Source organism: Mesorhizobium sp. ISC11 (assembly GCF_037162595.1).
GTDB classification, from domain to species: domain Bacteria; phylum Pseudomonadota; class Alphaproteobacteria; order Rhizobiales; family Rhizobiaceae; genus Mesorhizobium; species Mesorhizobium ciceri.
Window position 1 is genome coordinate 5,686,655 of the sequence record NZ_JAVSPW010000001.1, and the last position, 21,135, is coordinate 5,707,789.

General features: G+C 63.1%; 20 protein-coding genes. 15 read left to right on the plus strand and 5 right to left on the minus strand.

What is annotated here, in order from left to right; genetic code table 11:
- Positions 1-282 precede the first annotated feature (282 nt).
- The gene (locus tag RPF88_RS27500; RefSeq protein ID WP_024503027.1) at positions 283-1,443 is read right to left on the minus strand and encodes a patatin-like phospholipase family protein; all 1,161 of its coding nucleotides are present in this window, start codon (positions 1,441-1,443) and stop codon (positions 283-285) included.
- Between the two features lie 47 nt (positions 1,444-1,490).
- Positions 1,491-2,237: an acetoacetate decarboxylase gene (locus RPF88_RS27505; protein WP_337123526.1), complete on the minus strand. Its 747-nt coding sequence runs from the start codon at positions 2,235-2,237 to the stop codon at positions 1,491-1,493.
- 223 nt (positions 2,238-2,460) lie between these two features.
- Between RPF88_RS27505 and RPF88_RS27510 the strand changes: the two genes are divergently transcribed.
- The 6 genes from RPF88_RS27510 to RPF88_RS27535 all read left to right on the plus strand — a co-directional run bounded on the left by RPF88_RS27510 (position 2,461) and on the right by RPF88_RS27535 (position 8,945).
- Complete coding sequence (locus tag RPF88_RS27510; RefSeq protein ID WP_224674453.1) at positions 2,461-3,249, plus strand: 3-hydroxybutyrate dehydrogenase; 789 nt, start codon at positions 2,461-2,463, stop codon at positions 3,247-3,249.
- 460 nt (positions 3,250-3,709) lie between these two features.
- A complete protein-coding gene (locus RPF88_RS27515) occupies positions 3,710-5,038 on the plus strand; it encodes an NAD(P)H-dependent oxidoreductase (protein ID WP_024503031.1) in 1,329 nt (442 codons plus the stop codon).
- 2 nt (positions 5,039-5,040) lie between these two features.
- Positions 5,041-6,069 (plus strand): thiamine pyrophosphate-dependent dehydrogenase E1 component subunit alpha, encoded by a 1,029-nt coding sequence (locus RPF88_RS27520; RefSeq protein ID WP_063169131.1) that lies wholly within the window; start codon positions 5,041-5,043, stop codon positions 6,067-6,069.
- A complete protein-coding gene (locus tag RPF88_RS27525; protein ID WP_027163140.1) occupies positions 6,069-7,067 on the plus strand; it encodes an alpha-ketoacid dehydrogenase subunit beta in 999 nt (332 codons plus the stop codon). The genes RPF88_RS27520 and RPF88_RS27525 overlap by 1 nt, the downstream gene beginning before the upstream one ends.
- A gap of 3 nt (positions 7,068-7,070) precedes the next feature.
- A complete protein-coding gene (locus RPF88_RS27530) occupies positions 7,071-8,462 on the plus strand; it encodes a pyruvate dehydrogenase complex dihydrolipoamide acetyltransferase (protein WP_337123527.1) in 1,392 nt (463 codons plus the stop codon).
- 114 nt (positions 8,463-8,576) lie between these two features.
- Complete coding sequence (locus RPF88_RS27535) at positions 8,577-8,945, plus strand: hypothetical protein (RefSeq protein WP_013529317.1); 369 nt, start codon at positions 8,577-8,579, stop codon at positions 8,943-8,945.
- Here RPF88_RS27535 and RPF88_RS27540 read toward each other — a convergent pair.
- On the minus strand, positions 8,942-9,913 hold the full coding sequence (locus RPF88_RS27540; RefSeq protein WP_027162947.1) for a sugar-binding transcriptional regulator: 972 nt from the start codon (positions 9,911-9,913) through the stop codon (positions 8,942-8,944). The two genes, RPF88_RS27535 and RPF88_RS27540, sit on opposite strands and share 4 nt — an antisense overlap.
- A 258-nt stretch (positions 9,914-10,171) precedes the next feature.
- Here RPF88_RS27540 and RPF88_RS27545 point away from each other — a divergent pair, with 258 nt between their 5' ends.
- The 6 genes from RPF88_RS27545 (at position 10,172) to RPF88_RS27570 (ending at position 17,214) form a co-directional block, all read left to right on the plus strand.
- Positions 10,172-11,158, plus strand: coding sequence for an ABC transporter substrate-binding protein (locus tag RPF88_RS27545; RefSeq protein WP_024503709.1), 987 nt, complete (start codon positions 10,172-10,174; stop codon positions 11,156-11,158).
- 92 nt (positions 11,159-11,250) lie between these two features.
- A complete protein-coding gene (locus tag RPF88_RS27550) occupies positions 11,251-12,954 on the plus strand; it encodes an ABC transporter permease (protein ID WP_337123528.1) in 1,704 nt (567 codons plus the stop codon).
- The gene (locus RPF88_RS27555; RefSeq protein WP_337123529.1) at positions 12,942-14,021 is read left to right on the plus strand and encodes an ABC transporter ATP-binding protein; all 1,080 of its coding nucleotides are present in this window, start codon (positions 12,942-12,944) and stop codon (positions 14,019-14,021) included. Before RPF88_RS27550 ends, RPF88_RS27555 begins: the two co-directional genes overlap by 13 nt.
- Entirely contained in the window at positions 14,021-15,187 is a 1,167-nt protein-coding gene (locus RPF88_RS27560) for an MBL fold metallo-hydrolase (RefSeq protein WP_337123919.1), read from the plus strand. The genes RPF88_RS27555 and RPF88_RS27560 overlap by 1 nt, the downstream gene beginning before the upstream one ends.
- Complete coding sequence (locus tag RPF88_RS27565; RefSeq protein ID WP_337123530.1) at positions 15,184-15,942, plus strand: 5'/3'-nucleotidase SurE; 759 nt, start codon at positions 15,184-15,186, stop codon at positions 15,940-15,942. Before RPF88_RS27560 ends, RPF88_RS27565 begins: the two co-directional genes overlap by 4 nt.
- A gap of 108 nt (positions 15,943-16,050) precedes the next feature.
- Positions 16,051-17,214 carry a DUF930 domain-containing protein gene (locus tag RPF88_RS27570; protein ID WP_337123531.1) on the plus strand — a complete coding sequence of 388 codons (1,164 nt, stop codon included), beginning with the start codon at positions 16,051-16,053 and terminating at the stop codon, positions 17,212-17,214.
- Here the strand turns inward: RPF88_RS27570 and RPF88_RS27575 are convergent.
- The gene (locus RPF88_RS27575; protein ID WP_013529325.1) at positions 17,211-17,885 is read right to left on the minus strand and encodes an HAD family hydrolase; all 675 of its coding nucleotides are present in this window, start codon (positions 17,883-17,885) and stop codon (positions 17,211-17,213) included. The two genes, RPF88_RS27570 and RPF88_RS27575, sit on opposite strands and share 4 nt — an antisense overlap.
- Positions 17,886-17,979: 94 nt before the next feature.
- A complete protein-coding gene (locus RPF88_RS27580) occupies positions 17,980-18,621 on the minus strand; it encodes a hypothetical protein (RefSeq protein ID WP_127369600.1) in 642 nt (213 codons plus the stop codon).
- Between the two features lie 196 nt (positions 18,622-18,817).
- On the opposite strand from RPF88_RS27580, the gene RPF88_RS27585 reads away from it, so the two are divergent.
- The 3 genes from RPF88_RS27585 (at position 18,818) to srlE (ending at position 21,123) form a co-directional block, all read left to right on the plus strand.
- Positions 18,818-19,255: a transcriptional regulator GutM gene (locus tag RPF88_RS27585; RefSeq protein WP_013529327.1), complete on the plus strand. Its 438-nt coding sequence runs from the start codon at positions 18,818-18,820 to the stop codon at positions 19,253-19,255.
- An 88-nt stretch (positions 19,256-19,343) separates the two neighbouring features.
- The gene (gene srlA / locus RPF88_RS27590; protein WP_013529328.1) at positions 19,344-20,105 is read left to right on the plus strand and encodes a PTS glucitol/sorbitol transporter subunit IIC; all 762 of its coding nucleotides are present in this window, start codon (positions 19,344-19,346) and stop codon (positions 20,103-20,105) included.
- Between the two features lie 16 nt (positions 20,106-20,121).
- Positions 20,122-21,123 (plus strand): PTS glucitol/sorbitol transporter subunit IIB, encoded by a 1,002-nt coding sequence (gene srlE, locus RPF88_RS27595; RefSeq protein WP_024503717.1) that lies wholly within the window; start codon positions 20,122-20,124, stop codon positions 21,121-21,123.
- Positions 21,124-21,135: the final 12 nt, after the last annotated feature.

The window sequence follows — 21,135 nt, forward strand, 5'->3', positions numbered from 1 at the left end:
CGCTTCGTCATCCTGTGGCGGAGCAGGGAGCGAAGCGACGCGGCGCAGACCATAGGATCCATGCCGCGACTCCTGAGCGTTGCCGCGGTGCAGAATTCTGCTCCGCTGCACTCCGTGGCAAAGGTCACGGCCTGGATCCCAGGGTCTCCGCGACGGAGCTTCGCTCCTGCTTCGCCCAGGGATGACGAAGTTTGGAGGCGTCGGCCAATCTCGAGCGTTGGCGATGGCCGTTCAAACGAATCCTGGCCAACAACGCTGAACCGTTGAGCATAACCGGCCTGGCTACGTCGGGTCTTCGCGATGCAGGTCATGGATGGCGACACCGTCGACATTGGTCGGCATCGTCAGCCACTCACGATGGCGCAAGGTGCGCTGCGTGTCCTCCAACCCTGTCTCCCAATGCTCGCGCATCGAGGTGCCTGAGAACTCATAGTCCTTGGCGTGACCCTCATAGCCTTTGTGCTGATAGATCAGGTGCACGATGTTGACGGTGCCGGCGTCCGAATAGTCCTCGATCAGCGCTTCCTCGGCCGGCGTCCGCAACTCCTTCGGCACCCGTTTCAGTGCATCGAGCAGGCGCATCTTGAGACCGTGGATGCGTTTGAAATTGTCAGTGTTTTGCCGTGTGCGGCTCGAATACATGATGTCCTTATGGCGCGACAGCACGTCCGGCATGCTGCGCGGCAGGACGCCTCGCGCGCTGAACAGGTCGACCTGGAAAACCAGCGAGGAACGGTCCTCTTCCTGGTCGAGCAGATATTGCAGCGGCGTGTTGGAGACGATGCCGCCGTCCCAGTAATATTCGCCTTCGATGCGGATCGACGGGAACGCCGGCGGCAGCGCGCCGCTGGCCATGATGTGCTCCGGTTCGATGCGGACCTTGTCGGTGTCGAAATAGACGAAGTTGCCGGTCCGGACGTTGACCGCGCCGACGCTCAACCGCTTCTTGCCGTCGTTGAGGATGTCGAAGTCGATCAGGCTTTGCAGCGTCTCCTTCAGCTCGGCCGTGTCGTAGAAGCTGGTGGCGCCCTCGGCGCCGGGCTGCTCCATCCAGGGGTTAGGATTGCGCGGCTTGAAGAAGCCCGGCTGCCCCATGACCATGGTCATCCACGAACTGGTGCGATTGCGGATATCACGGTAGATGTCGCCTTCCGGCGTATAGGCCCAGATCTTGCGACCCGAAATCGTCTGCCAGAATTGCTCGAGGCGCTGCAGCCGGCGGCTCGATTCATTGCCGGCGATGATCGCCGCATTGATGGCGCCGATCGACACGCCGGAAAGCCAGCTCGGCTCGCAGCCGGCCTCTGCCAATGCCTGGTACACCCCAGCCTGGTAGGCGCCGAGCGCGCCGCCTCCCTGAAACACCAGCGCGACGCGGTCATACTGCGCCGAGATCTCCGCGATGGTGGCGGTGGCCTCCTTGTTGCGATTGCGTTCGAGCACGGCTTTGGTCTCCGACTTCTGTTTGGGCTCTGAAAGGCTTGTGCAGCTCAGGTGCGGTCGGCGAGATAATCGTGAACCACTTCGCCCAGCCCAAGCGTCAGGTCGGCGGTGAAGTGGACAGCGGACACGATGTCGAGCACCGGCAGCCGCGCCACGTCGGCCATGACGTGCGGCCGCAAATCGAGTGCGGCGGGCGCGGTCCAGGCTTCCTTCAGCGTGATGTCGGTGAGGTGGTAGCGGACCAGTTCGCAGATGCGCGGCGTGCCGTCGACATGCGGGACGATCTTGATCAGGAAATTGGGCGCGGCCAGCGAAGCGAGGACAGAGCCATGATCGGCTTCCTTGTGCTTGTAGCCCATCGTGCCGGTGGCGCACAGAACGCTGCCATAGTGCAGCGTGCCGACGATGACCTCGCCTTCATGCACGATCTTGGGGTCGGCAAGCTTCTTGGGAAAGCCCCACAGTTCGCGGCCGCCGGCGATCGGCGCGTCGTCGTCGAGATACATCGAATGGACGTAGGCGCCGTGCTGGCCCTTGTAGCGCACCGGGATGACCTGGCCGGTCTCGGTGTAGTCGCCGAAACCGGTCGAGTCAGGCATGCGGATGAATTCGTATTTGACCAGCGGCTCGTCGATTTCCAGCGGCTCCGGCACCACCGCCTGAAGCGCCTCAAGCGTCGTGCGGTAGGTGATGATGACGTATTCGCGGTTGAAGAAACGGTACGGCCCGGGCGGAAAGGAGGGGTTGGTCAGCGGCATCGCATAGGCGCGCTTCACGACATCGGCGATCTGCAAGGCTGTAGCCCCATTTTGGTTCAGGAATGACTGCGCGAATGCGCTCCGGATTATGTTGCACGGCACCATGACAGTGCCGTGTCAGCCGCCTGACAGCCGCCCAAGAGGCCTGTCGACGGCCGTCTCAACCCTGTAATCGCACCGACATATGGCTATGGCACTGTCATGGTGCGGCGCACAAAGGCGGCCCCGTTCGTTCCCTCCCACCTCTTGCGAGATCATCATGGGTTTCCTGTCTTCGAAGAACGCCCTCGTCACCGGCTCGACCAGCGGCATCGGCCTGGCCATCGCCCGCGCCTTTGCCGCCGAAGGCGCCAATGTCACCATCAACGGCCTTGGCGATGCGGCTGCCATCGAGCAGGAGCGCACCGGCATCGAGAGGGATTTCGGCGTCAAGTGCCGCTATTCCGGTGCCAACATGATGGATGGCGCGGCGGTCAGCGCCATGGTGCATGAGGCCGAGGCTGCCTTCGGCAGTCTCGATATCCTGGTCAACAATGCCGGCATCCAGCATGTCGCGCCGATCGAGGAGTTTCCCGATGACAAGTGGGAAGCCATCATCCGCATCAACCTGCTCGCCGCGTTCTACGCCATCAAGGCGGCACTGCCGGGCATGAAGGCGCGCAAATGGGGCCGTATCATCAACACCGCCTCGGCGCATGCGCTGGTCGCCTCGCCGTTCAAGTCGGCCTATGTGTCGGCCAAGCACGGCATTGCGGGCCTCACCAAGACGGTAGCGCTCGAAGCAGCGCTCGACGGCGTCACCGTCAATGCGATCGCGCCGGGCTATGTCTGGACGCCGCTGGTCGAAAGGCAGATTCCCGACACGATGAAGGCGCGCGGCATGACGGAGGAACAGGTCAAGCACGATGTGCTGCTCGCCGCCCAGCCGACCAAGGAATTCGTCACCGTCGACGAGCTCGCCGCGCTGACGCTGTTCCTGTGTTCGGACGCGGCCAGGCAGGTCACCGGCACCACCTTGCCGATGGATGGCGGCTGGACGGCACAGTAGAGGGTAATCCAAGCGTTCCGTTTGCCTGCTGGTGCCGCTGGGCGCTGGCAGAAAAGCACCCGGCTATGCCGTGATCTTAATCGATGCGGATGGCGTGGTCGTGCATTTCCATGATTTTGCGATCGACGCGGCGGGTTGCCCGCCTCCGGCAGGCTTCGCGGGACACTGAGCAGGACTTCCCGCGAGGGCCAAGATGCCGCCAGTCGCATGTGCCGGCCTATTGCACGGCAGCGCAACAGGCTGCGCCGTTGGCTGAGCTGAACGATCCCAACCGATGCCCATCCGCGCACTGACGGCGACTGCGCGGCATCGAGTTTCCCAGCTTCTTTCTCGTCCCGCTGGACTACGGTGAAAGTGTCCAAAAAGCATGGGAATATGGACATTAGTCTTGACAGAAATACAGATGTTCAATACCCGTCAGGCAATCGAACAAGCCTGCATTATGGGAGGAACGAGCGGTATGGCTTCCAATGTTTCGTTGACGGGTCTTGCCCGCGATCTCGAGGAACGCGCAAAGTCGGGCAAGCCTATCCGCATCGGCCTGATCGGCTCGGGCGAGATGGGAACCGACATCGTCACTCGTGTCGCCCATATGTCGGGCATCGAGATCGGCGCCATTTCCGAACTGAACCTGCCGGCTGCCAGCAAGGCCGTCGATATCGCTTTCCAGGAAACCGGGCATGCGCGCGAAGTGTCGAATGCTTCGGCTATGACGTCGGCGATGGAAGCCGGCAAGGTCGCGGTCACCAACGACGCCGACCTTGTCATCAACAATGATCTGATCGACGTCGTCATCGATGCCACCGGGGTTCCCGCCGTTGGCGCCGAGATCGGGCTGCGCGCCATGGAGCATGGCAAGCATCTGGTGATGATGAATGTCGAGGCCGACGTCACCATCGGCGCCTATCTGAAAAGCGAGGCCGACCGGCTCGGCGTCACCTATTCACTGGGCGCCGGCGATGAGCCGTCCTCCTGCATGGAGCTGATCGAGTTCGTCTCGGCCATGGGTCACCCGATCGTTGCCGCCGGCAAGGGCAAGAACAATCCGCTCAACATCGACGCTATTCCCCCGGACTATGAGGAGGAAGCCAAGCGCCGGCACATGAATGTGCGCATGCTGGTCGAATTCGTCGACGGCTCCAAGACCATGGTCGAGATGGCGGCAATCGCCAATGCCACGGGCCTGGTTCCAGACAAGGCCGGCATGCATGGCCCGGCGGCGACGCTTGGCGAACTGTCCAAGGTGCTGGTGCCGCAGAAGGATGGCGGCGTGCTGTCGAAGGTCGGCGTCGTCGACTATTCGATCGGCAAGGGTGTCGCGCCCGGCGTCTTTGTCGTTGCCGACATGTCGCATCCGCGCATCTCCGAGCGCATGGAAGATTTGAAGATGGGCAAAGGCCCGTATTTCACCTTCCATCGTCCCTATCACCTGACCTCGCTCGAAGTGCCGCTGACCTGCGCGCGCGTCGTGCTCTACGGCAAGGCCGACATGGTGCCGCTGGCCAAGCCGGTGGCCGAAGTCGCCGCCGTGGCCAAGAAGGACATGAAGCCCGGCGAGAAGCTCGATGCGATCGGCGAATATTGCTACCGCGCCTGGATCATGACGACGCCCGAGGCGCGCGCCGCCAAGGCCATTCCCTGCGGCCTGCTGCAGGGCGGCTCGGTCACCGCGCCGATCAAGAAGGGCGAACTCATAACCTACGCGAATGCAGCGCCCGCGGCCGGCTCCAAGATCGCCGAACTGCGCGCTCGCCAGGACAAGCTCGTCTATGGGACCGTGGGAGCGTGATCATGGCCACAGCCAGCAAAGCCGTCACTGACAGTCGCGCCAATCTGCCCTTCGTCTACCGCCAGTACAGCGCCGAGCAGCTCAAGCAGGTGCTCCACAAGATGTACCTGATCCGCCGCTTCGAAGAGGGCGCGGAGGAGTGCTACACGCGCGGCCTCATCCATGGCACCATGCATTTGTCGATCGGCCAGGAAGCCAGCGCCATGGGCATCTGCATGCCGCTTGCCGAGGATGACCAGATCACCTCGACGCATCGCGGTCACGGCCACTGCATTGCCAAGGGCGCCGAGGTCAAGCGCATGTTCGCCGAGTTCTTCGGCAAGACCACAGGCTATTGCAAGGGCCGTGGCGGCTCGATGCACATCGCCGATGTCGGCAAGGGCAATCTCGGCGCCAATGGCATCGTCGGTGGCGGTATTCCGATCGCCGTCGGGGCGGCATTGTCCTCCAAGATGATGAAGACCGGCAAGGTCGTGGTCTCCTTCTTCGGCGATGGCGCCAACAATGAAGGCGCTTTCCACGAGGCGCTCAACATGGCGGCGGTCTGGAAGCTGCCTGTCATTTTCGTCTGCGAGAACAATGGCTACGGCATGTCGACATCGACAGCCCGCTCGACCGCGGTCAAGAACATCGCCGAGCGCGCCGCCGCCTATTCGATGCCGGGCGTCATCGTCAACGGCAACATCTTCTCCGAGGTCGCCGAGGCGTCTCATCAGGCTGTTGCCCGAGCCCGCGCCGGCGAGGGGCCGACGCTGATCGAGTCCAAGACCTACCGCCATCGCGGCCATTCCAAGAGCGACCGCAACCGCTATCGCACCAAGGAAGAGATCGAGGACTGGATGTCGAACCGCGATCCGATCACCCTGTTCGAAAGCGAGCTCAGGGAATTCGGCTTCATCGACGACAAGGGCATCGAGGCCATTCGCGATGCCGTGGCGCAAGAGATCGCCGAGGGCATCGAGTTCGCCAAGGCGAGCCCTTCGCCCGATATCAGCGAGACGGGAAATTACGTGTATACGGAGCAGGCGTGATGGACGCGATGGTGCGTGAACTGAGCTACGCCCAGGCGATCCAGGAAGCCATGGCGATCGCCATGGACATGGACGAACGCGTTTTCCTGATGGGCGAGGATATCGGCGTCTATGGCGGCGCCTTCCAGGTCACCGGCGACCTGGTCGAACGTTACGGCGCTGACCGCGTCATCGACACGCCGATTTCGGAACTGGGCGGCGCGGGCGTTGCGGTGGGGGCTGCGCTCACCGGCATGCGGCCGATCTTCGAGTTCCAGTTTTCCGATTTCGCCACGCTTGCCATGGAGCAGATTGTCAACCAGGCGGCCAAGATGCGCTTCATGCTGGGCGGCGAGGTTTCTGTTCCCGTGGTGATGCGCTTTCCCGCCGGTTCCGGCACCGGTGCGGCGGCTCAGCACAGCCAGAGCCTCGAAGCCTGGCTCGGCCATGTGCCGGGTCTGAAAGTCATCCAGCCGGCGACCCCCTATGATGCCAAGGGCATGCTTTTGGCGGCGGTCGCCGATCCCGATCCGGTCATGATCTTCGAGCACAAGCTGCTCTACAAGATGAAGGGCCCGGTGCCCGAAGGCTATTACACCGTGCCGATCGGCAAGGCCGATATCCGCCGCGAAGGCCGGGATCTCACCATCGTCGCCACCTCGATCATGGTGCAGAAGGCGCTCGACGCGGCAGCCGTGCTGGAGAGCGAAGGCATCGACGTCGAAGTCGTCGATCTCCGGACCATCCGGCCGATGGACAAGCAGACCGTCATCGACAGCGTCAAGAAGACGTCGCGGCTGCTATGCGTCTACGAAGCGGTCAAGACGCTGGGCATCGGCGCCGAGGTCAGCGCCATGATCGCCGAGAGCGAAGCGTTCGACTATCTCGACGCGCCGATCGTGCGGCTGGGCGGCGCCGAAACGCCGATCCCCTACAATCCGGAACTCGAGAAGGCGACGGTGCCGCAAATTCCGGACATCATCACCGCCGCGCGCGACCTCGTGAAAGGGGTTCGCTGAGATATGCCGACCGAAGTCATTCTTCCCAAGGTCGACATGGACATGGCGACTGGACAGATCTCGCGCTGGTTTGCCGAGGAGGGCGCGCACGTCAAGAAGGGCGATGTGCTGTTCGAGATCGAGACCGACAAGGCGGCGATGGAAATCGATGCGCCGGCCAGCGGCGTCCTGCGCGATGTCACCGGCAAAGAGGGTGTCGATATTGCGGTCGGCGCTGCCGTGGCGTGGATCTATGCCGACGGTGAGGCCTATGGGGCTGATGCTGCTGCGGCCAAGCAGGACAAGGCGCCAATCTCCCCACCCGTGGGGGAGATGTCGACGAAGTCGACAGAGGGGGGCGCTGTCGCGCCAACGTCTCATTCTGTCACGCACCCCTCTGCCCTGCCCTCTTTGCCGCCACTTGGCATCTCCCCCACAAGGGGGGAGATCGGCCAATCGCCATCGGCCGGCCGTGCAACACCGCTTGCCCGGCGCCTGGCCCGTGAGGCCGGCCTGAACCTCTCGACCGTATCTGGGACCGGTCCGCATGGCCGGGTGGTGAAGGCGGATGTCGACGCGGCCATTGCCGGTGGCGGCGCCCAGGCGGCGCCTGCCGCCAAGGCTCCGGCTGGCGTGCCCGCTGCTGCTGCCGCGCCGGTAAAGGCGATGTCGGACGATCAGGTGCTGAAACTGTTCGAACAGGGCTCCTACGACCTCGTCCCGCATGACAATATGCGCAAGACCATTGCGCGCCGCCTGGTCGAGGCCAAGACCACCATTCCGCATTTCTACCTGACGCTCGACTGCGAGCTCGATGCGCTGCTGGCGCTGCGCACGCAGATCAATGCGGCAGCCCCGGTGAAGAAGACCGACAAGGGTGATGCTCCGGCCTATAAGCTGTCGGTCAACGATATGGTGATCAAGGCGATGGCGATGGCGCTGAAGGCGGTGCCCGATGCCAATGCCTCGTGGACCGAAAGCGCCATGGTCAAGCACAGGCACGCCGATGTCGGCGTTGCCGTGTCGATCCCCGGCGGCCTGATCACACCGATCATCCGCAAAGCCGACGAAAAGACGCTGTCCACCATCTCCAACGAGATGAAGGACCTCGCCAGTCGCGCCCGCAGCCGCAAGCTGAAGCCGGAAGAGTATCAGGGTGGCACCACGGCGGTGTCCAATCTCGGCATGTTCGGCATCAAGGATTTTGCCGCTGTCATCAACCCGCCGCACGCGACCATCCTGGCGGTCGGCGCCGGCGAGGAGCGGGCGGTGGTCAAGAACGGCGAGATCAGAATAGTCACCGTGATGTCGGTGACGCTGTCGACCGACCACCGCGCCGTGGACGGTGCGCTGGGTGCCGAACTGCTGGTCGCCTTCAAGAACCTCCTTGAAAATCCGATGGGCCTGCTGGTCTGATCCACCAAGCAGAAGCCGGCGCCGACTGATGCGCCGGCTTGCGACAGAAACGACTTGTCAGGCGCTGACCCTTGACCCATGTTCTATCTGGATTGCGATCCAGGGAGGCCAAATATGCCTGCATTCGACCCATCTGACGTCAAAACCCTGTTCGGCAAGGTCATGGGTGCGTCGCCATCCGACATCAAGCTGGTGGCGCAGCGCCTGCACGACCACGCCTTCGAGCCTCGCATGTCGGCGGAGGAGACCAGGCAGCTCGTCGCCAGCCTCGGCTATGACAGTCTGGACGCGTTCTGCGCCGACATCGGTCTGCCCACGCATATCGCCGAGCGGTGGAGCCGTTTTGGTGTTTCCGGCGAGATGAAGCAGGTGTTCACACTGTTGGCGGCGCAGCGCAAGCGGGTGGCCGAGGCGATCGCCGAATTCGAATCCATGACCCATGTCGGCGTCGAGGATTTTTTGCGCGAGCGCGGGCTGATCTAACCGCCCTTGGCAAGCAGCGCCGTGGCGGTATCGCTGTCAGTGATCAGCACATTGGTGTCGACGGCTTTCAGTGCGGCGAGGATCGCCGCGACCTTGCGCTTGCCGCCCGCGGCGAGAACCACATTCGGCACCTTGCCGACCACATCGAGATCGATGGCCATGACACGCCCGTTTACCTCGTGGTCCACCAAACGGCCATTGGCATCGACGAAATAGCACAGCATGTTGGCGACCGCGCCCTTCGCTTTCAACGGAGCGATCAGCGATGACGGAACGATGCCATGCCGGAAGATGGTGGCGTCCGGCGACATGTCGCCGACGGTGAGCAGCGCGATGTCGGCGGCGGCCGCGCGTTGGCGTACATCCTGCAGGGTCGGCTGTGCCCAGAGGAGATCGCGCAGCGAGGAATTGTCGACCGTGACCGGCGCGGTGATCTGGTAGCTGTCGACCTCGAAGACATCGGCTACCTTGGCGGCAACGATGGACGGATTGATCCATTGCGAGTGCGGCAGGCTGCCGACGAGCGCCACCACACAGGCACGCTTCAACTGCCGGCGGGCAAGGAAGCCGAGGCTGGCATGCAGGGTCGCGCCGCCACCGATGGCGAGCGTCATGCCGTCCTGCATCTGCTCGCCGAGATAGGCCGCGACGGCATGGCCGATGGCTTTCTCCAGATGGTCATGCGCCGAAGGCGTCGGGATGACGACGGCGGCATTCAGACCCCAGCGCTTTTCCAGTCCCCGCTCGAGCGCCACCTGCCCGGCGGTCGGCGCGTTGATCATGGTGACGACAATGCCCTCGGCGGTGCAGGAGGCCAGCGTACGCATGACCTTCACCCTGGAGACATCGAGCTTTTCGGCAATCTGTTCCTGGGTGAAACCTTCGACATAGTAGAGCCATGCCGTCTTGACGGTAAGGTCCGACGAGACCATCGGCAGGCGAGCCTGTCTGGGTTTTTCTGTGGTCATCGGTTCCTGTCCCTCATGAGCCGTGGCCTGACCGGTGCTCATCAAGGAAATACCGGCCGGATGTCAACTGATGCCGGATCTGCGGCGTGTCGATTGTCGCACATTTCTGTTCATTTGTAATTGACATCGTACATATGAACATATTTTGTGGGTTTCACGCGCTGTGTCATCCACCAGTCATATGCGCCGTGCAGGGAGGAAGAGACGGGGAGCCGGCCAGAGCCGGACCGGTCATGCACAGAAAGACAGGAGGTCTCATTGAAGACGCACTTCATCAAGCTGCTGGCCAGCCAGCTGGCACTCGCGGCAACTTTGTTTGCCGGCGTGGCAAACGCCGAAACACTGACGCTCTACACGTCCCAGCCGGAAGCCGACGCGGCCAAGACCGTGGATGCCTTCAAGAAGGCGCAGCCGGGTATCGATGTGAATATCTATCGCTCCGGAACGAGCGACATCCTGACCAAGATGGCGGCCGAGTTTGCCGCCGGCAGCCCGCAGCCCGACGTGCTTCTGATCGCCGATGCGGTCTCGATGGAGCTGTTGAAGAAGGACGACCGGCTACTGCCCTATCCCGAGGCAAAGCTCGATGGCATCGAGGCGGATGCCTATGACGCCGACAAGACCTATTTCGGCAGCAAGCTGATCACCACCGGCATCGTTTACAACACCGCTGCGACCGAGAAGCCGCAGCATTGGGCCGATCTTGCCAAGCCCGCCTATGCCGATGGCCTGGTCATGCCGAGCCCGCTCTATTCGGGTGCCGCCGCCTACCTGCTTTCGGGCTTCGTCGGCGACGCCAATTATGGCTGGGATTTCTTCCAGAAGCTGAAGACCAACAACACCGTCAGCGTGCGCGGCAATGGTGCGGTGCTGAAGTCGGTGGCATCGGGCGAAAAGCCCTATGGCATCCTGGTCGACTTCATGGCGATGAACGCCAAGAAGAAGGGTTCCCCGGTCGAGTTCGTGTTCCCCTCGGAAGGTGTGCCGGCAGTGACCGAACCGGTCGCCATCATGAAGACCGCCAGGAATGTCGACGGCGCCAAGAAGTTCGTCGACTTCATTCTTTCCGATGACGGCCAGAAGCTTGCGCTTTCGATGGGCTATCTGCCGGCGCGCGCCTCGGTCGGCCGCCCCGAATGGCTGCCGGAAGGCGTCAAGGTCAAGGTGATGCCGTTCGACACCAAGGCAATCGTCGCCAAAACCGACGCCGACAAGGCGAAGTTCTCGGAATTGTTCGGCGGCTGAGCCGGCAATCCAGTCAGGGGTGCCGTCCCAGCGGTATCCCTGACGGGCAAAACCCCGATCGCCTCGGCTGATCGACCCCAGGAAACGCAATCATGTCAACACGGATCAGGGAAAGCCGGGGCCAGGAAATGGTCCTGACGGCGGCGGTAGCCATCGTCATCGTCCTGCTTTCCCTGCTGCCGATGCTGCGCCTGATCAAGGAGATCGTGGCGCCCGGCGGCACGCTGTCGACCGTCGCGATAAAGGCGGGGCTCGCCAGTCCGGCGACCTGGATCGCCACCTGGCACACACTGGTCGTCGGTATCGGCGGCACCCTGCTTGCGGTGCTGTCTGGAACGCTGGTGGCCGTCCTCGTCACCCTGACCGATATCCGCGCTCGCAGCGCCATGGTGCTCTGTTACGTCATGCCCTTGCTGATCGCGCCGCAGGTGACGGCGCTGGCCTGGCTGCAATTGTTCGGCCCGGCAAGCCCGTTCCTCAAGCTGTTCGGGGCGGCACCGCCGCTCGGTACCAGGAACCCGCTCTATTCGACATCGGGCATCATCCTGCTGCTCGGCGTGCAGTATGGCCCGCTGGTTTTCCTGTTGGTGCGCGCCGGGCTGCGCAAGCTGCCGCGCGAGCTGGTCGAAGCCGCGCGGGCGGGCGGTGCCGGCTGGTTCACCGTGCTGGTCACCATCGTGCTGCCCTTGATGACGCCGTCGATCATGGCGGCCGCTGCTCTTGCCTTCGTCTCATGCGTCGGCAATTTCGGCATTCCGGCCTTTCTCGGCATTCCCGCCAACTATCTCGTGCTGCCGACGCTGATCTATCAGAAGCTGGCCGGCGGCGGCCCCGCCGTGCTCGGCGAAACCGCATTCCTATCGGTGCTGATCGGCATCATCGCCATGGCGGGCATCCTTGCCCAGGAGATCATGAGCCGCCGCCGCGACTATCGCATCAGCTCCACGTCGCTTCCGGCCGAGCCCTATGAGCTCGGCCGCTGGCGGCCCGCCGTGCAGGCCGGCATGTGGCTGCTGATCATCGTGGTGCTGGTCCTGCCGCTGTTCGGGCTGGTTCTGACATCGCTGGTGCCGGGCTACGGCATTGCGCTCACCGCCAAGACGGCGACGCTCGACAATTATCGCTTCGTGCTGTTCGAGCATGACGCGGCCAGCCGCGCCTTCTTCAACAGCTTCTGGCTGTCGATCGCGGCCGCCTTCTTCGCGGTTCTTGTCGCCGTGCCGATCGGCTATCTGATCGCCTGGGGCAAGCAGCGCTGGGTGCGGCTGCTCAATCTGTCGGTCGAACTGCCCTATGCCTTGCCCGGCGTGGTGCTGGCGATCGCCTCGCTGCTCATGTTCCTGCGGCCGATCCCGCTGACCGGCATCCAGCTCTACAACACCGCCTGGATCATCCTCTACGCCTATCTCGCCCGCTTCCTGGTGCTGGCATTGCGGCCGACCATCAGCGGCTATCACCAGATCGACCGGGCGCTGGAGGAGGCGGCGCAAGTGGCCGGCGCCGGGCTGTTCACGCGCATGCGCACGATCATCTTTCCGCTGGTGGCACCGGCGGCGATCGCCGGCGGGCTACTGATCTTCATGACGGCGCTCAGCGAACTCACCGTCTCGGCGCTGCTGTGGTCGTCCGGGTCGGAGACGATCGGTGTCGTGATGTTTTCCTTCGAGCAGGGCGGCGATTCCAACTATGCGGCGGCGATGTCCGTCATCACTGTGGCGGTCACTTTCCTGTTGATGCTGGTGACCAATCTGCTTGCCCCCTACCTTCCGACCGGAGTGCTGCCATGGCGCGATTGAGCCTGGACAATGTGACCAAGAGCTTCGCCAATTTCGATGCCGTCAAGGACGTATCGATCGATGTCGGCGACGGCGAGTTCCTGGCAGTGCTCGGGCCGTCCGGCTGCGGCAAGACCACGCTGCTGCGGCTCGTTGCCGGATTCGAGAAGGTGACGTCAGGCGAGATCCGTATCGGCAGCGAGGTCGTGTCGGGCAAGGGCGGCAGCGTCGCGCCGGAAAAGCGGCGCGTCGGCATCGTCTTCCAGAACTACGCGCTGTGGCCGCACATGACGGTCGCCGAAAACATCGGCTATTCGCTGAAGGTGGCGAAGCTCGACAAGGCCGTCGCCCGCCAGAAGGTTGAAGACGCACTCGCCCTGGTCAATCTGCAAGGGCTGGGCGAGCGTCGGCCGGCCAATCTGTCCGGCGGCCAACGCCAGCGCGTGGCATTGGCGCGCTGCCTTGTCGCGGCGCCCTCGTTGGTTCTGTTCGACGAGCCGCTGGCCAATCTCGACGTGCATCTGAGGGCCTCGATGGAGGACGAGTTCGCCTCCTTCCACAAGCGCACCGGCACGACGATCGTCTACATCACCCATGACCAAGCCGAGGCGATGGCGCTGGCCGATCGGATCGCGGTGATGGATGGCGGGCGTCTTGCCCAGCTGGCGACGCCACGCGAACTCTATCATGAGCCGGCAAATGAAATGGTGGCTTCCTTCATTTCGCAGGGCATTTTGCTGCCTGCGGATGTGTTGAGCGCGGAAGAAAGAGGGCACTGCAAGGTCCGCGTTCTCGGCGCTGAACTGATTGTCCGCTGCCGGCCAGGCGAGCGGCCGCGAACCGGGGCAAAGGTCTGCTGCCGGTCGGCCGATCTCGACGTGTCGCCGGACGGTCCCGGCTTCGATGGTCTGGTCAAGCGGGTGATCTACCAGGGTGGCTCGGCGCGCATCGAATTCACGCCTTCGACCAATCCCGACCTCACCTTGCATTTCGAACAGCCCGATCCAGTCGCGCTGGAGAGCGGAGCCCAGGCACGCCTGCGGATACGCTCCGGCTGGCTGATCCCGGCGGCGGGGGCGGCATCGTGATGATGCTCGACCTGCTCGGCGGCTTTGGCGAAAAGGGCCGCACCAGCCTTGCTGTCAGCAGCGGCAAGGATCGCATCCTGCTCGACGTCGGCATCAAGGTCGGCGCCTCGGGGGCGGACTACTATCCGGCGCTGAACGGCTCGGTCGCCGACATCGATGCGCTGTTCGTCTCGCATGCGCATGAGGATCATATCGGCGCGCTGAGCTGGCTGCTGTCGCGCGGTTATGCCGGTCCGATCTTCATGACCGCCGAGACCCGCGACGAGGCGCCTGCCACGCTCGCCGGCTATGCTGAGCCCGAGGATTTCAGGCGGTTCCCTTTTCCCGAAGATCGCCTCGAATTGTTCGAACCCGGCGACACGTTGAACAGCGGCAATCTTACGATCTGGACGGGACGCTCCGGACATGTCGTGGGCGGCGTGTGGTTTGCCGTCGACAATGGCGAGAGCCGCGTCGCCTATTCCGCCGATGTGGTGCCGGACAGCAATGTCTTCGTCATGGACACGATCCCGCACTGCGACCTGCTTGTCCTCGATGCTTCCTATGGCGCCGATCCGGTGCCGGGGGCGGCGCGGGCGCTCGAAATCTCGCAATGGGTTGCGAGGCATTCGGACGGGTGTCTTTTGCCGACGCCGCTCTCTGGTCGCTCGCTGGAGCTGATCGCGGCCTTGCCAGGGCCGTTCGCCATCCATGCCGGCATGCGCTCGTCCCTGGAAGCGCAGATCGGCGCCACGGCAGCCCTGTTGCCGGGCGTTTCAACGTTGCTGCGCCGCCGCTTGCAAGACGCAGCCGACTGGACCGATGCCGATCCCCTGCCGTCCATGCCGCTGCTGGCGGATGACGGCATGGGTGAAGCCGGCCCATCGTCGCGCCTCTTGCCGCGTGCCGACCATTCCGGTTTTCCGGTGCTGCTTACCGGGCATCTGCCGTCAGGTTCGCCGGGCGATCTGTTGCACAAGGCCGGCCGGGCGGACTGGGTACGCATGCCGACCCATCCGACGCTGTCGGGCAATGTCGATATCTGGGAGAAGGCCGGCCGTCCCGCGGCACTCGGCCATTCCTGCACGCCGGATCTTCTCGGCGACCTGCAAACCCACATCCCCTCGCTGCGCACGCAATGCCGCACCGGCCAGCGCATAGTGGTGTCGGAGGCAAGAAAACGATGAGAATTCTGATCTGCAACGATGACGGCATCGAAGCGCCGGGGCTTGCCCGTCTGGTCAATGCGGCAAGCGCGTTGTGCGACGATGTCTGGGTGGTCGCGCCCGACGGCAAGCGCACCGCCGCCGGCTCGTCATTGACGATTGCCAGGCCGTTGACCATGCGGCGCGTCAAACCGAACTGGTACGCCTGTTCCGGCACCCCGGCCGATTGCGTGGTAAGCGCCATGACCTGGTTGTTCGCCAATTCCGAGAAACCGGGCCTTGTGCTGTCGGGCGTCAACGATGGCCGCAACGTTGCCGAGGACCTTGCCTATTCCGGCACGCTCGGCATTGCGCGAGAGGCGACTTTCTGGGGCGTTCCGGCCATTGGCTTCTCACGCGTGAAAAATCCTGATTTCACCGATGGCGACGACCAATGGCTTGGCGCGCTGATCGTGTCCCTGTGGCAATCGCGCGCCGACTGGGCCGCTGAGGGTCATTGGCTGAGCATCAACCTGCCGACCTCGCTGCCGGCCGAAATCCGCCAGCCGCGCATCGGTCGCGACAAGATCGCCCGCAAGGCCGAGATCGTGGAGAGCGACGGCGACCGCACGGTCATCACCGTGCCGCGCGGGCGGGCTCACGACAGCCAGCCGGGCGACGAGAACGACGCGATCGATGCCGGCTTCATCAGCATCAACCGGCTGAACTGGCTTGGCGAGACGCGGCTGGACGAACGGTTTCTGGACGGGATCCCGCGCCAGCGGCAAACTGGCTGACCTGAGGTCTGCGCGTCGTCATCCGATCACCAACCTGTCAGCGGTTAAATCAAGCCAATCCACTACCTATGCTTGAAGCCGCCGCTATTTCATTCCACATCGGTGCGGATGAAGGGCGAAACAGAAGAACGGCGGCGGCATTTGCTGTGGGCTTTGCCCGCATCGCTGATCCTGCATGCGCTCATCGCAGCGTTTCTGATCTATGGCCTGCCGAGACCCGAGCAGCAGCCGGTTCAGCAGGAACAGCCCGTCAATGTCGCGATCGTGCCGCCGCCCGAGAAGCCCAAGCCGAAACCTGCTCCAAAGCCGCCGGAACCGACACCTGAAAAGAAGGCTGAAAGGCCGCCTGAACAAAAGCCGCCGCCGCCGAAACCGCCAGACGACCAGGTTCTGAAGCGCGTTTTCCAGTACGGCCAGAAAGATACCGGGCCGGAGAAATCGCTCGACGGAAGCAGCGCTAAACCCAACACGCCGTCGCCGGCCAAGGATGAGGCTGCAAAGCCGCCTGTCGCGCCGACACCCGCGCCGACGGAGCCCGCCCCGGCTGCAACGCCACAGCAGAAGGCAGACCCCAGCAAGCCTGACGAGAAGCCGGCCACCGTTGCGCCGGACGAAAAGCCCGCGCAAAGCGAGGAAAAGCAGGCGACCGAGGACACCGACAAACAGCAGCCGGACAAACAAGAACTCGCACCGCAACCTGACGAAAAGCAAGCCGTCGTGACGCCAAAGCCATTGACGGCTGAGACCGGTGACAAGCCGGCGCCTCCAGCTTCGACTGGAAAGGCAAAGTCCAAACCTGCCAAGACAATGACGTTCAAACCCGCAAGAGCTTTCAAAGCGCCGATCGGGAATGCTGGAAGGTCAAATCCCACCAACGACGACGTTGCAGGATCACCAATCTATTCCGGCCTTCCGGGCGTCAGAAAGCTTTACTCGCAAGGGGCAACCGGCAATGCGTTCGCTACAAGCTCCATGGAGAATGTGCCGCGCGGTCAGCGGGTGGCCACCCTTTGCGGCAACGTTCTGAGCCGGGAACTGCAAAGTGCCGACTATACGGTCAAATGGGTGCCAACCATTACGCTGGACAAAGGCAATGTTCTCAATCCTCCGCAGGCCGCCTTCAGCACCAGAAACGCTTGGTACAACCTAAATTTCCGATGCGAAGTCGACGCCGATGCGACGAGGGTCCTGTCCTTCAACTTCCGTGTGGGCTCACTCGTGCCGCCTGGCGAATGGGCCAGCCGTGGATTCACAAAGTATCGTCTAAACTAGGCCGGCACACCAAACCTAGCCAATTGCCGGCTAACTTCTTGCCAGTCGGCGCAGACGAAATCGGCACCGGCAGCCGTCAGCCGCGCGGCGTGCTCGGCATAGGTATGGCCGCCACCGGTGTAGCCGATCGCCGTCATGCCGGCGGCGATCGCGCCCTGGATGCCGAAGGGCGAGTCCTCGATGACGATGCAGTCAACGGGATTGGCGCCGATCTTGTCCGCCGCGAAGAGGAAGATGTCCGGCGCGGGTTTGCCGTTCTTGACCATCGAGGAACTGTAGATCGCATCGCCGAAGAAACGCGCCAGCCCGGTCACCGCAAGGCTGTGGTTTATGCGCTCGACGGAGGAGGACGAGGCGACACAGCGGTCGCCTGCAAGCGCCTCCAGAAAGGCAGTGATTCCCGGTGTCGGCTTCAATTCCTGCGAGAACAGCACCTTGGTCTCGGCCCAGATGTCGCCGTCCGCCGCCGCCGGAAACTGGTGGCCGGTCAAATCTTTGATCCTGGCGATGATATCGGACTGCTTCATGCCGATGCATTGGGCGATGATGCTGGTGTTGACGCCGGGCATGCCGTGCTTTTCGTAGACGCGCTCATAGGCGCGGGCGGCCAGAGGCTCGCTGTCGACAAGAACGCCGTCGCAATCGAAAATAATAGGCCTTGGTCGCGCCACGCGTTTCCCTCTCGAGTCAATTTTCGCACATCGCTATCGGCAAAAAGTCAAATGTTCAATAGCACGTGCGGTTTTGGGGATGCGAAGAGCGGGCTCAAAGCTGGCGCAACGCATCGCTCGCACGGGAAGACCCGAGCGCCCGTTGCATGGCTTGCCGGGACTGCGCGCGATCCGGGGTGATCCAGTTCGGTTCGGCGCCGAGAAAGCGGTCGAGGAAAGCCACCGCATAGGCCGGCATCTCGGTCACATTCTCGCGATAGGACCACCAGGTGCGCAAATCGTCGGCGCATTTGTCGATGCCGGGTGCCGTGCCGAATTCCTGCTCGTGGATCGCCGAAATCACCGAGACGCAGTAGTTGGTGTAGAGGAAACCCTCCGGCCAGAAGCGGACGATTTCCAGCGTGCCGGCGTTCGTTTCCGTCTCGATCAGCTGCGTGAGGCCGGAGATTTCCCTGGCCGGCGCCTGTTTTATCAGCTCACGCAGCACGAGGCCGGCGGCAAAGACGATGAAGTCGGCGCGGTCGATCGCGGCGAAGCGCTTCTGCGCCTCCATGATCTCGACCCAGTCGAGAAAGGCCCTGGTGAGCTTGGCCTCGTCGATCTCGAAGCGCACGCCGAACGTGTCCGCGACCACCTTGGCGCTGCCGCGAAAGGTGGCGCGGAACCAGCGCAACTGCCGCAGCCGATGGCGAAGATCGGGCATCAAGGCCAGTTCGTCCCGGAAGGGCAGGTCCATGTTTCCTCGTATCCTGTTTCCCGGTCAGCCTAGCACAAGGGCGCCGCCGCCGAAATCTGTCAGCGGCCCTGTGGATGACCGCTTCAGAGGCCAATATCATACATATTGACATTCTCGGAAACAAATGTTCTCACTTTGCTGTTGTCACGCGCCGGTCCAAGGTGCGATTCAACTGAGGCTTCGGGAGGAGAACCGAATGGCGATTTGGCAGTGGGGACTGCTTCTGCTGGTTATCGTGTGGGCGCTGCAGTCGCTCGGCGTCTGGCTGCAGATGCGGCATTATTCGGATGTCTTCAGGGGCGTCACCGACCAGTACAAGGACGGCTTCGTCGGAGCCGGCAATTTTCGCGGCCGGTTGGCCAAGGGCACCATCGCGCTCGTCGTGGTGACGCCCGATCTGGTCGTGCGCCGCCTGATGGTGATGAGCGGCCGTTCCGTCTTCACCAAGTTCAAGAGACATGAAGAATTCGAGGGTGTTCCCCTCGATCGACTCCGGTCCAACCCTGCAATCATGGGGGAGGGGGAACCCGGTGTGGCCGAGGCCGTGAAACGGGCGATCGAGCAGATCGACAAAACACGGTCGGAGCCGGGGAAGAAGCCGGGCCTGTCCGGTTTGAACGTAGCAAGGGCTTAGAGCCGGATGATTTCGGGCTCTAAATCAAAGGGATAGAGGACGCCGCGCACCGACTGGGATCAACCGGCGGGTGGCATAAGGAGGAGAAATGTCTGTATTTTCGTTGTTGGCGCAGCATGCCGACATGGCCGTGCACAATCTGCATGTCGCAGGTGCCATGGTTTCGGATGCCGCATTGCATGGCAAGCTCGCTGTCGAGCATGCCTCCGACCATCTCGTTGTCCTCGCACAAGCGGACAGCGGACCGATCACCGTCGATCAGTTCAAGGAAAAGCTGAAGGACGTCCAGCAGGAAGAGCAGCTCGGCTGGCTGACCGCCATCGGCAAGTACTTCATCGGCATCTTCCAGAAGGGCGGCGAGGTCTTCGCCGGCTTCGTCACCGGCATCATTCCGACGCTGGTCGTGCTGATGACGGCCTTCTATGCCGTCACCGAACTGGTCGGTGAAGAGCGCGTGCATGGCCTGGCGCGCGGCGCCGGCCGGATCGCGCTGACGCGCTACACGCTTTTACCGCTGCTGGCGGTGTTCTTCCTCACCAATCCGATGGCCTATACGTTCGGATCGTTCCTGGAAGAAAAGCACAAGCCAGCCTTCTATGACGCGGCCGTGTCCTATGTGCACCCGCCGCTCGGCCTGTTCCCGCACATCAATCCCGGCGAGTATTTCGTCTGGGGCGGCATTCTCGTCGCGCTGCTGGAGCTGGAAAAGAAGGGCGTCGTCGTCGCCGGCTACCACGTCAAGGTGGCGATCTGGTACGCCATTGTCGGCCTCGTCGTCATCCTGCTCAAGGGCATGCTGACCGAACGCATCACCGCGATCATGGCACGCCGCCAGGGCGTCGAGCTGTAAGGGCGGGGAGGACATCATGGCCAAGACATATAAAGCCGTAAAGATCTCCCAGGGCAAAACCGGCTGGGGTGGCCCGCTCATCATCGAGCCGACCGAACAGCGCAGCAAGGTGGTTTCCGTCACCGGTGGTGGCATTCACCCGGTGGCGCAGCTCATCGCCGACATGACCGGCGCCGAGGCCGTCGACGGCTTCAGGGCACCGCCGATCGAAAGCGAGATGGCGGTTGTCGTCGTCGATTGCGGCGGCACCGCACGATGCGGCGTCTATCCGCGCAAACGTATCCCGACCGTCAATCTGACGCCGGTCGGTCAATCCGGGCCGCTGGCCCAGTTCATCACCGAGGACATCTACGTTTCGGGCGTGAAGCCGGCCAACATCACAATGGCGGACGGATCCGAAACGATCACGACTGCAGGGGGAGCAGCAGCGATGAGTTCAAGCAACAATGCGACCGCGGCACCACAGCCGCTGCCGAGCGAAGGTGGGCTGATCGGCCTCATCAGCACGATCGGCCGCGTCATGGGACGTATCGTCGGCATCTTCTTCAATGCCGGCCGCCGCACCATCGACCAGGTCATCCGCAACGTGCTGCCGTTCATGGCCTTCGTGACCATGCTCATCGGTCTGATCCTGTATACCGGCATCGGCGATGTGCTGGCGCAGCCGATGGGTCCGCTGGCCAACAACATCGTCGGCCTGCTGATCATCTCGGCGATCTGCGGCCTGCCGTTCCTGTCGCCCATCCTCGGGCCAGGCGCTGTCATCGCGCAGGTCATCGGCGTCGCCATCATCGGCCCGCAGATCGCCAACGGCACGATTTCGCCGGCAATGGCACTGCCGGCGCTGTTTGCCTACAATACCCAGGTGGGCTGCGACTTCGTCCCCGTCGGCCTGGCGCTCGGCGAGGCCAAGCCTAAGACGATCGAAATCGGCGTTCCGGCGGTGCTCATCAGCCGCCAGATCATGGGGCCGGTCTCGGTGCTGATCGCCTGGGTCGTCAGCCTGATCGTGTTCTAAGGCAATTCCGGG

What these genes read in the sequence shown, in the direction of transcription:
- RPF88_RS27550 (WP_337123528.1), top strand. Translation starts at nt 11,251, where the DNA reads ATGTCAACACGGATCAGGGAAAGCCGGGGCCAGGAAATGGTCCTGACG.
- RPF88_RS27520 (WP_063169131.1), top strand. Translation starts at nt 5,041, where the DNA reads ATGGCCACAGCCAGCAAAGCCGTCACTGACAGTCGCGCCAATCTGCCC.
- RPF88_RS27555 (WP_337123529.1), top strand. Translation starts at nt 12,942, where the DNA reads ATGGCGCGATTGAGCCTGGACAATGTGACCAAGAGCTTCGCCAATTTC.
- srlE (WP_024503717.1), top strand. Translation starts at nt 20,122, where the DNA reads ATGGCCAAGACATATAAAGCCGTAAAGATCTCCCAGGGCAAAACCGGC.
- RPF88_RS27580 (WP_127369600.1), bottom strand. Translation starts at nt 18,621, where the DNA reads ATGGACCTGCCCTTCCGGGACGAACTGGCCTTGATGCCCGATCTTCGC.
- RPF88_RS27540 (WP_027162947.1), bottom strand. Translation starts at nt 9,913, where the DNA reads ATGACCACAGAAAAACCCAGACAGGCTCGCCTGCCGATGGTCTCGTCG.
- RPF88_RS27560 (WP_337123919.1), top strand. Translation starts at nt 14,021, where the DNA reads ATGATGCTCGACCTGCTCGGCGGCTTTGGCGAAAAGGGCCGCACCAGC.
- RPF88_RS27515 (WP_024503031.1), top strand. Translation starts at nt 3,710, where the DNA reads ATGGCTTCCAATGTTTCGTTGACGGGTCTTGCCCGCGATCTCGAGGAA.
- srlA (WP_013529328.1), top strand. Translation starts at nt 19,344, where the DNA reads ATGTCTGTATTTTCGTTGTTGGCGCAGCATGCCGACATGGCCGTGCAC.
- RPF88_RS27525 (WP_027163140.1), top strand. Translation starts at nt 6,069, where the DNA reads ATGGACGCGATGGTGCGTGAACTGAGCTACGCCCAGGCGATCCAGGAA.
- RPF88_RS27530 (WP_337123527.1), top strand. Translation starts at nt 7,071, where the DNA reads ATGCCGACCGAAGTCATTCTTCCCAAGGTCGACATGGACATGGCGACT.
- RPF88_RS27570 (WP_337123531.1), top strand. Translation starts at nt 16,051, where the DNA reads ATGAAGGGCGAAACAGAAGAACGGCGGCGGCATTTGCTGTGGGCTTTG.
- RPF88_RS27510 (WP_224674453.1), top strand. Translation starts at nt 2,461, where the DNA reads ATGGGTTTCCTGTCTTCGAAGAACGCCCTCGTCACCGGCTCGACCAGC.
- RPF88_RS27535 (WP_013529317.1), top strand. Translation starts at nt 8,577, where the DNA reads ATGCCTGCATTCGACCCATCTGACGTCAAAACCCTGTTCGGCAAGGTC.
- RPF88_RS27565 (WP_337123530.1), top strand. Translation starts at nt 15,184, where the DNA reads ATGAGAATTCTGATCTGCAACGATGACGGCATCGAAGCGCCGGGGCTT.
- RPF88_RS27585 (WP_013529327.1), top strand. Translation starts at nt 18,818, where the DNA reads ATGGCGATTTGGCAGTGGGGACTGCTTCTGCTGGTTATCGTGTGGGCG.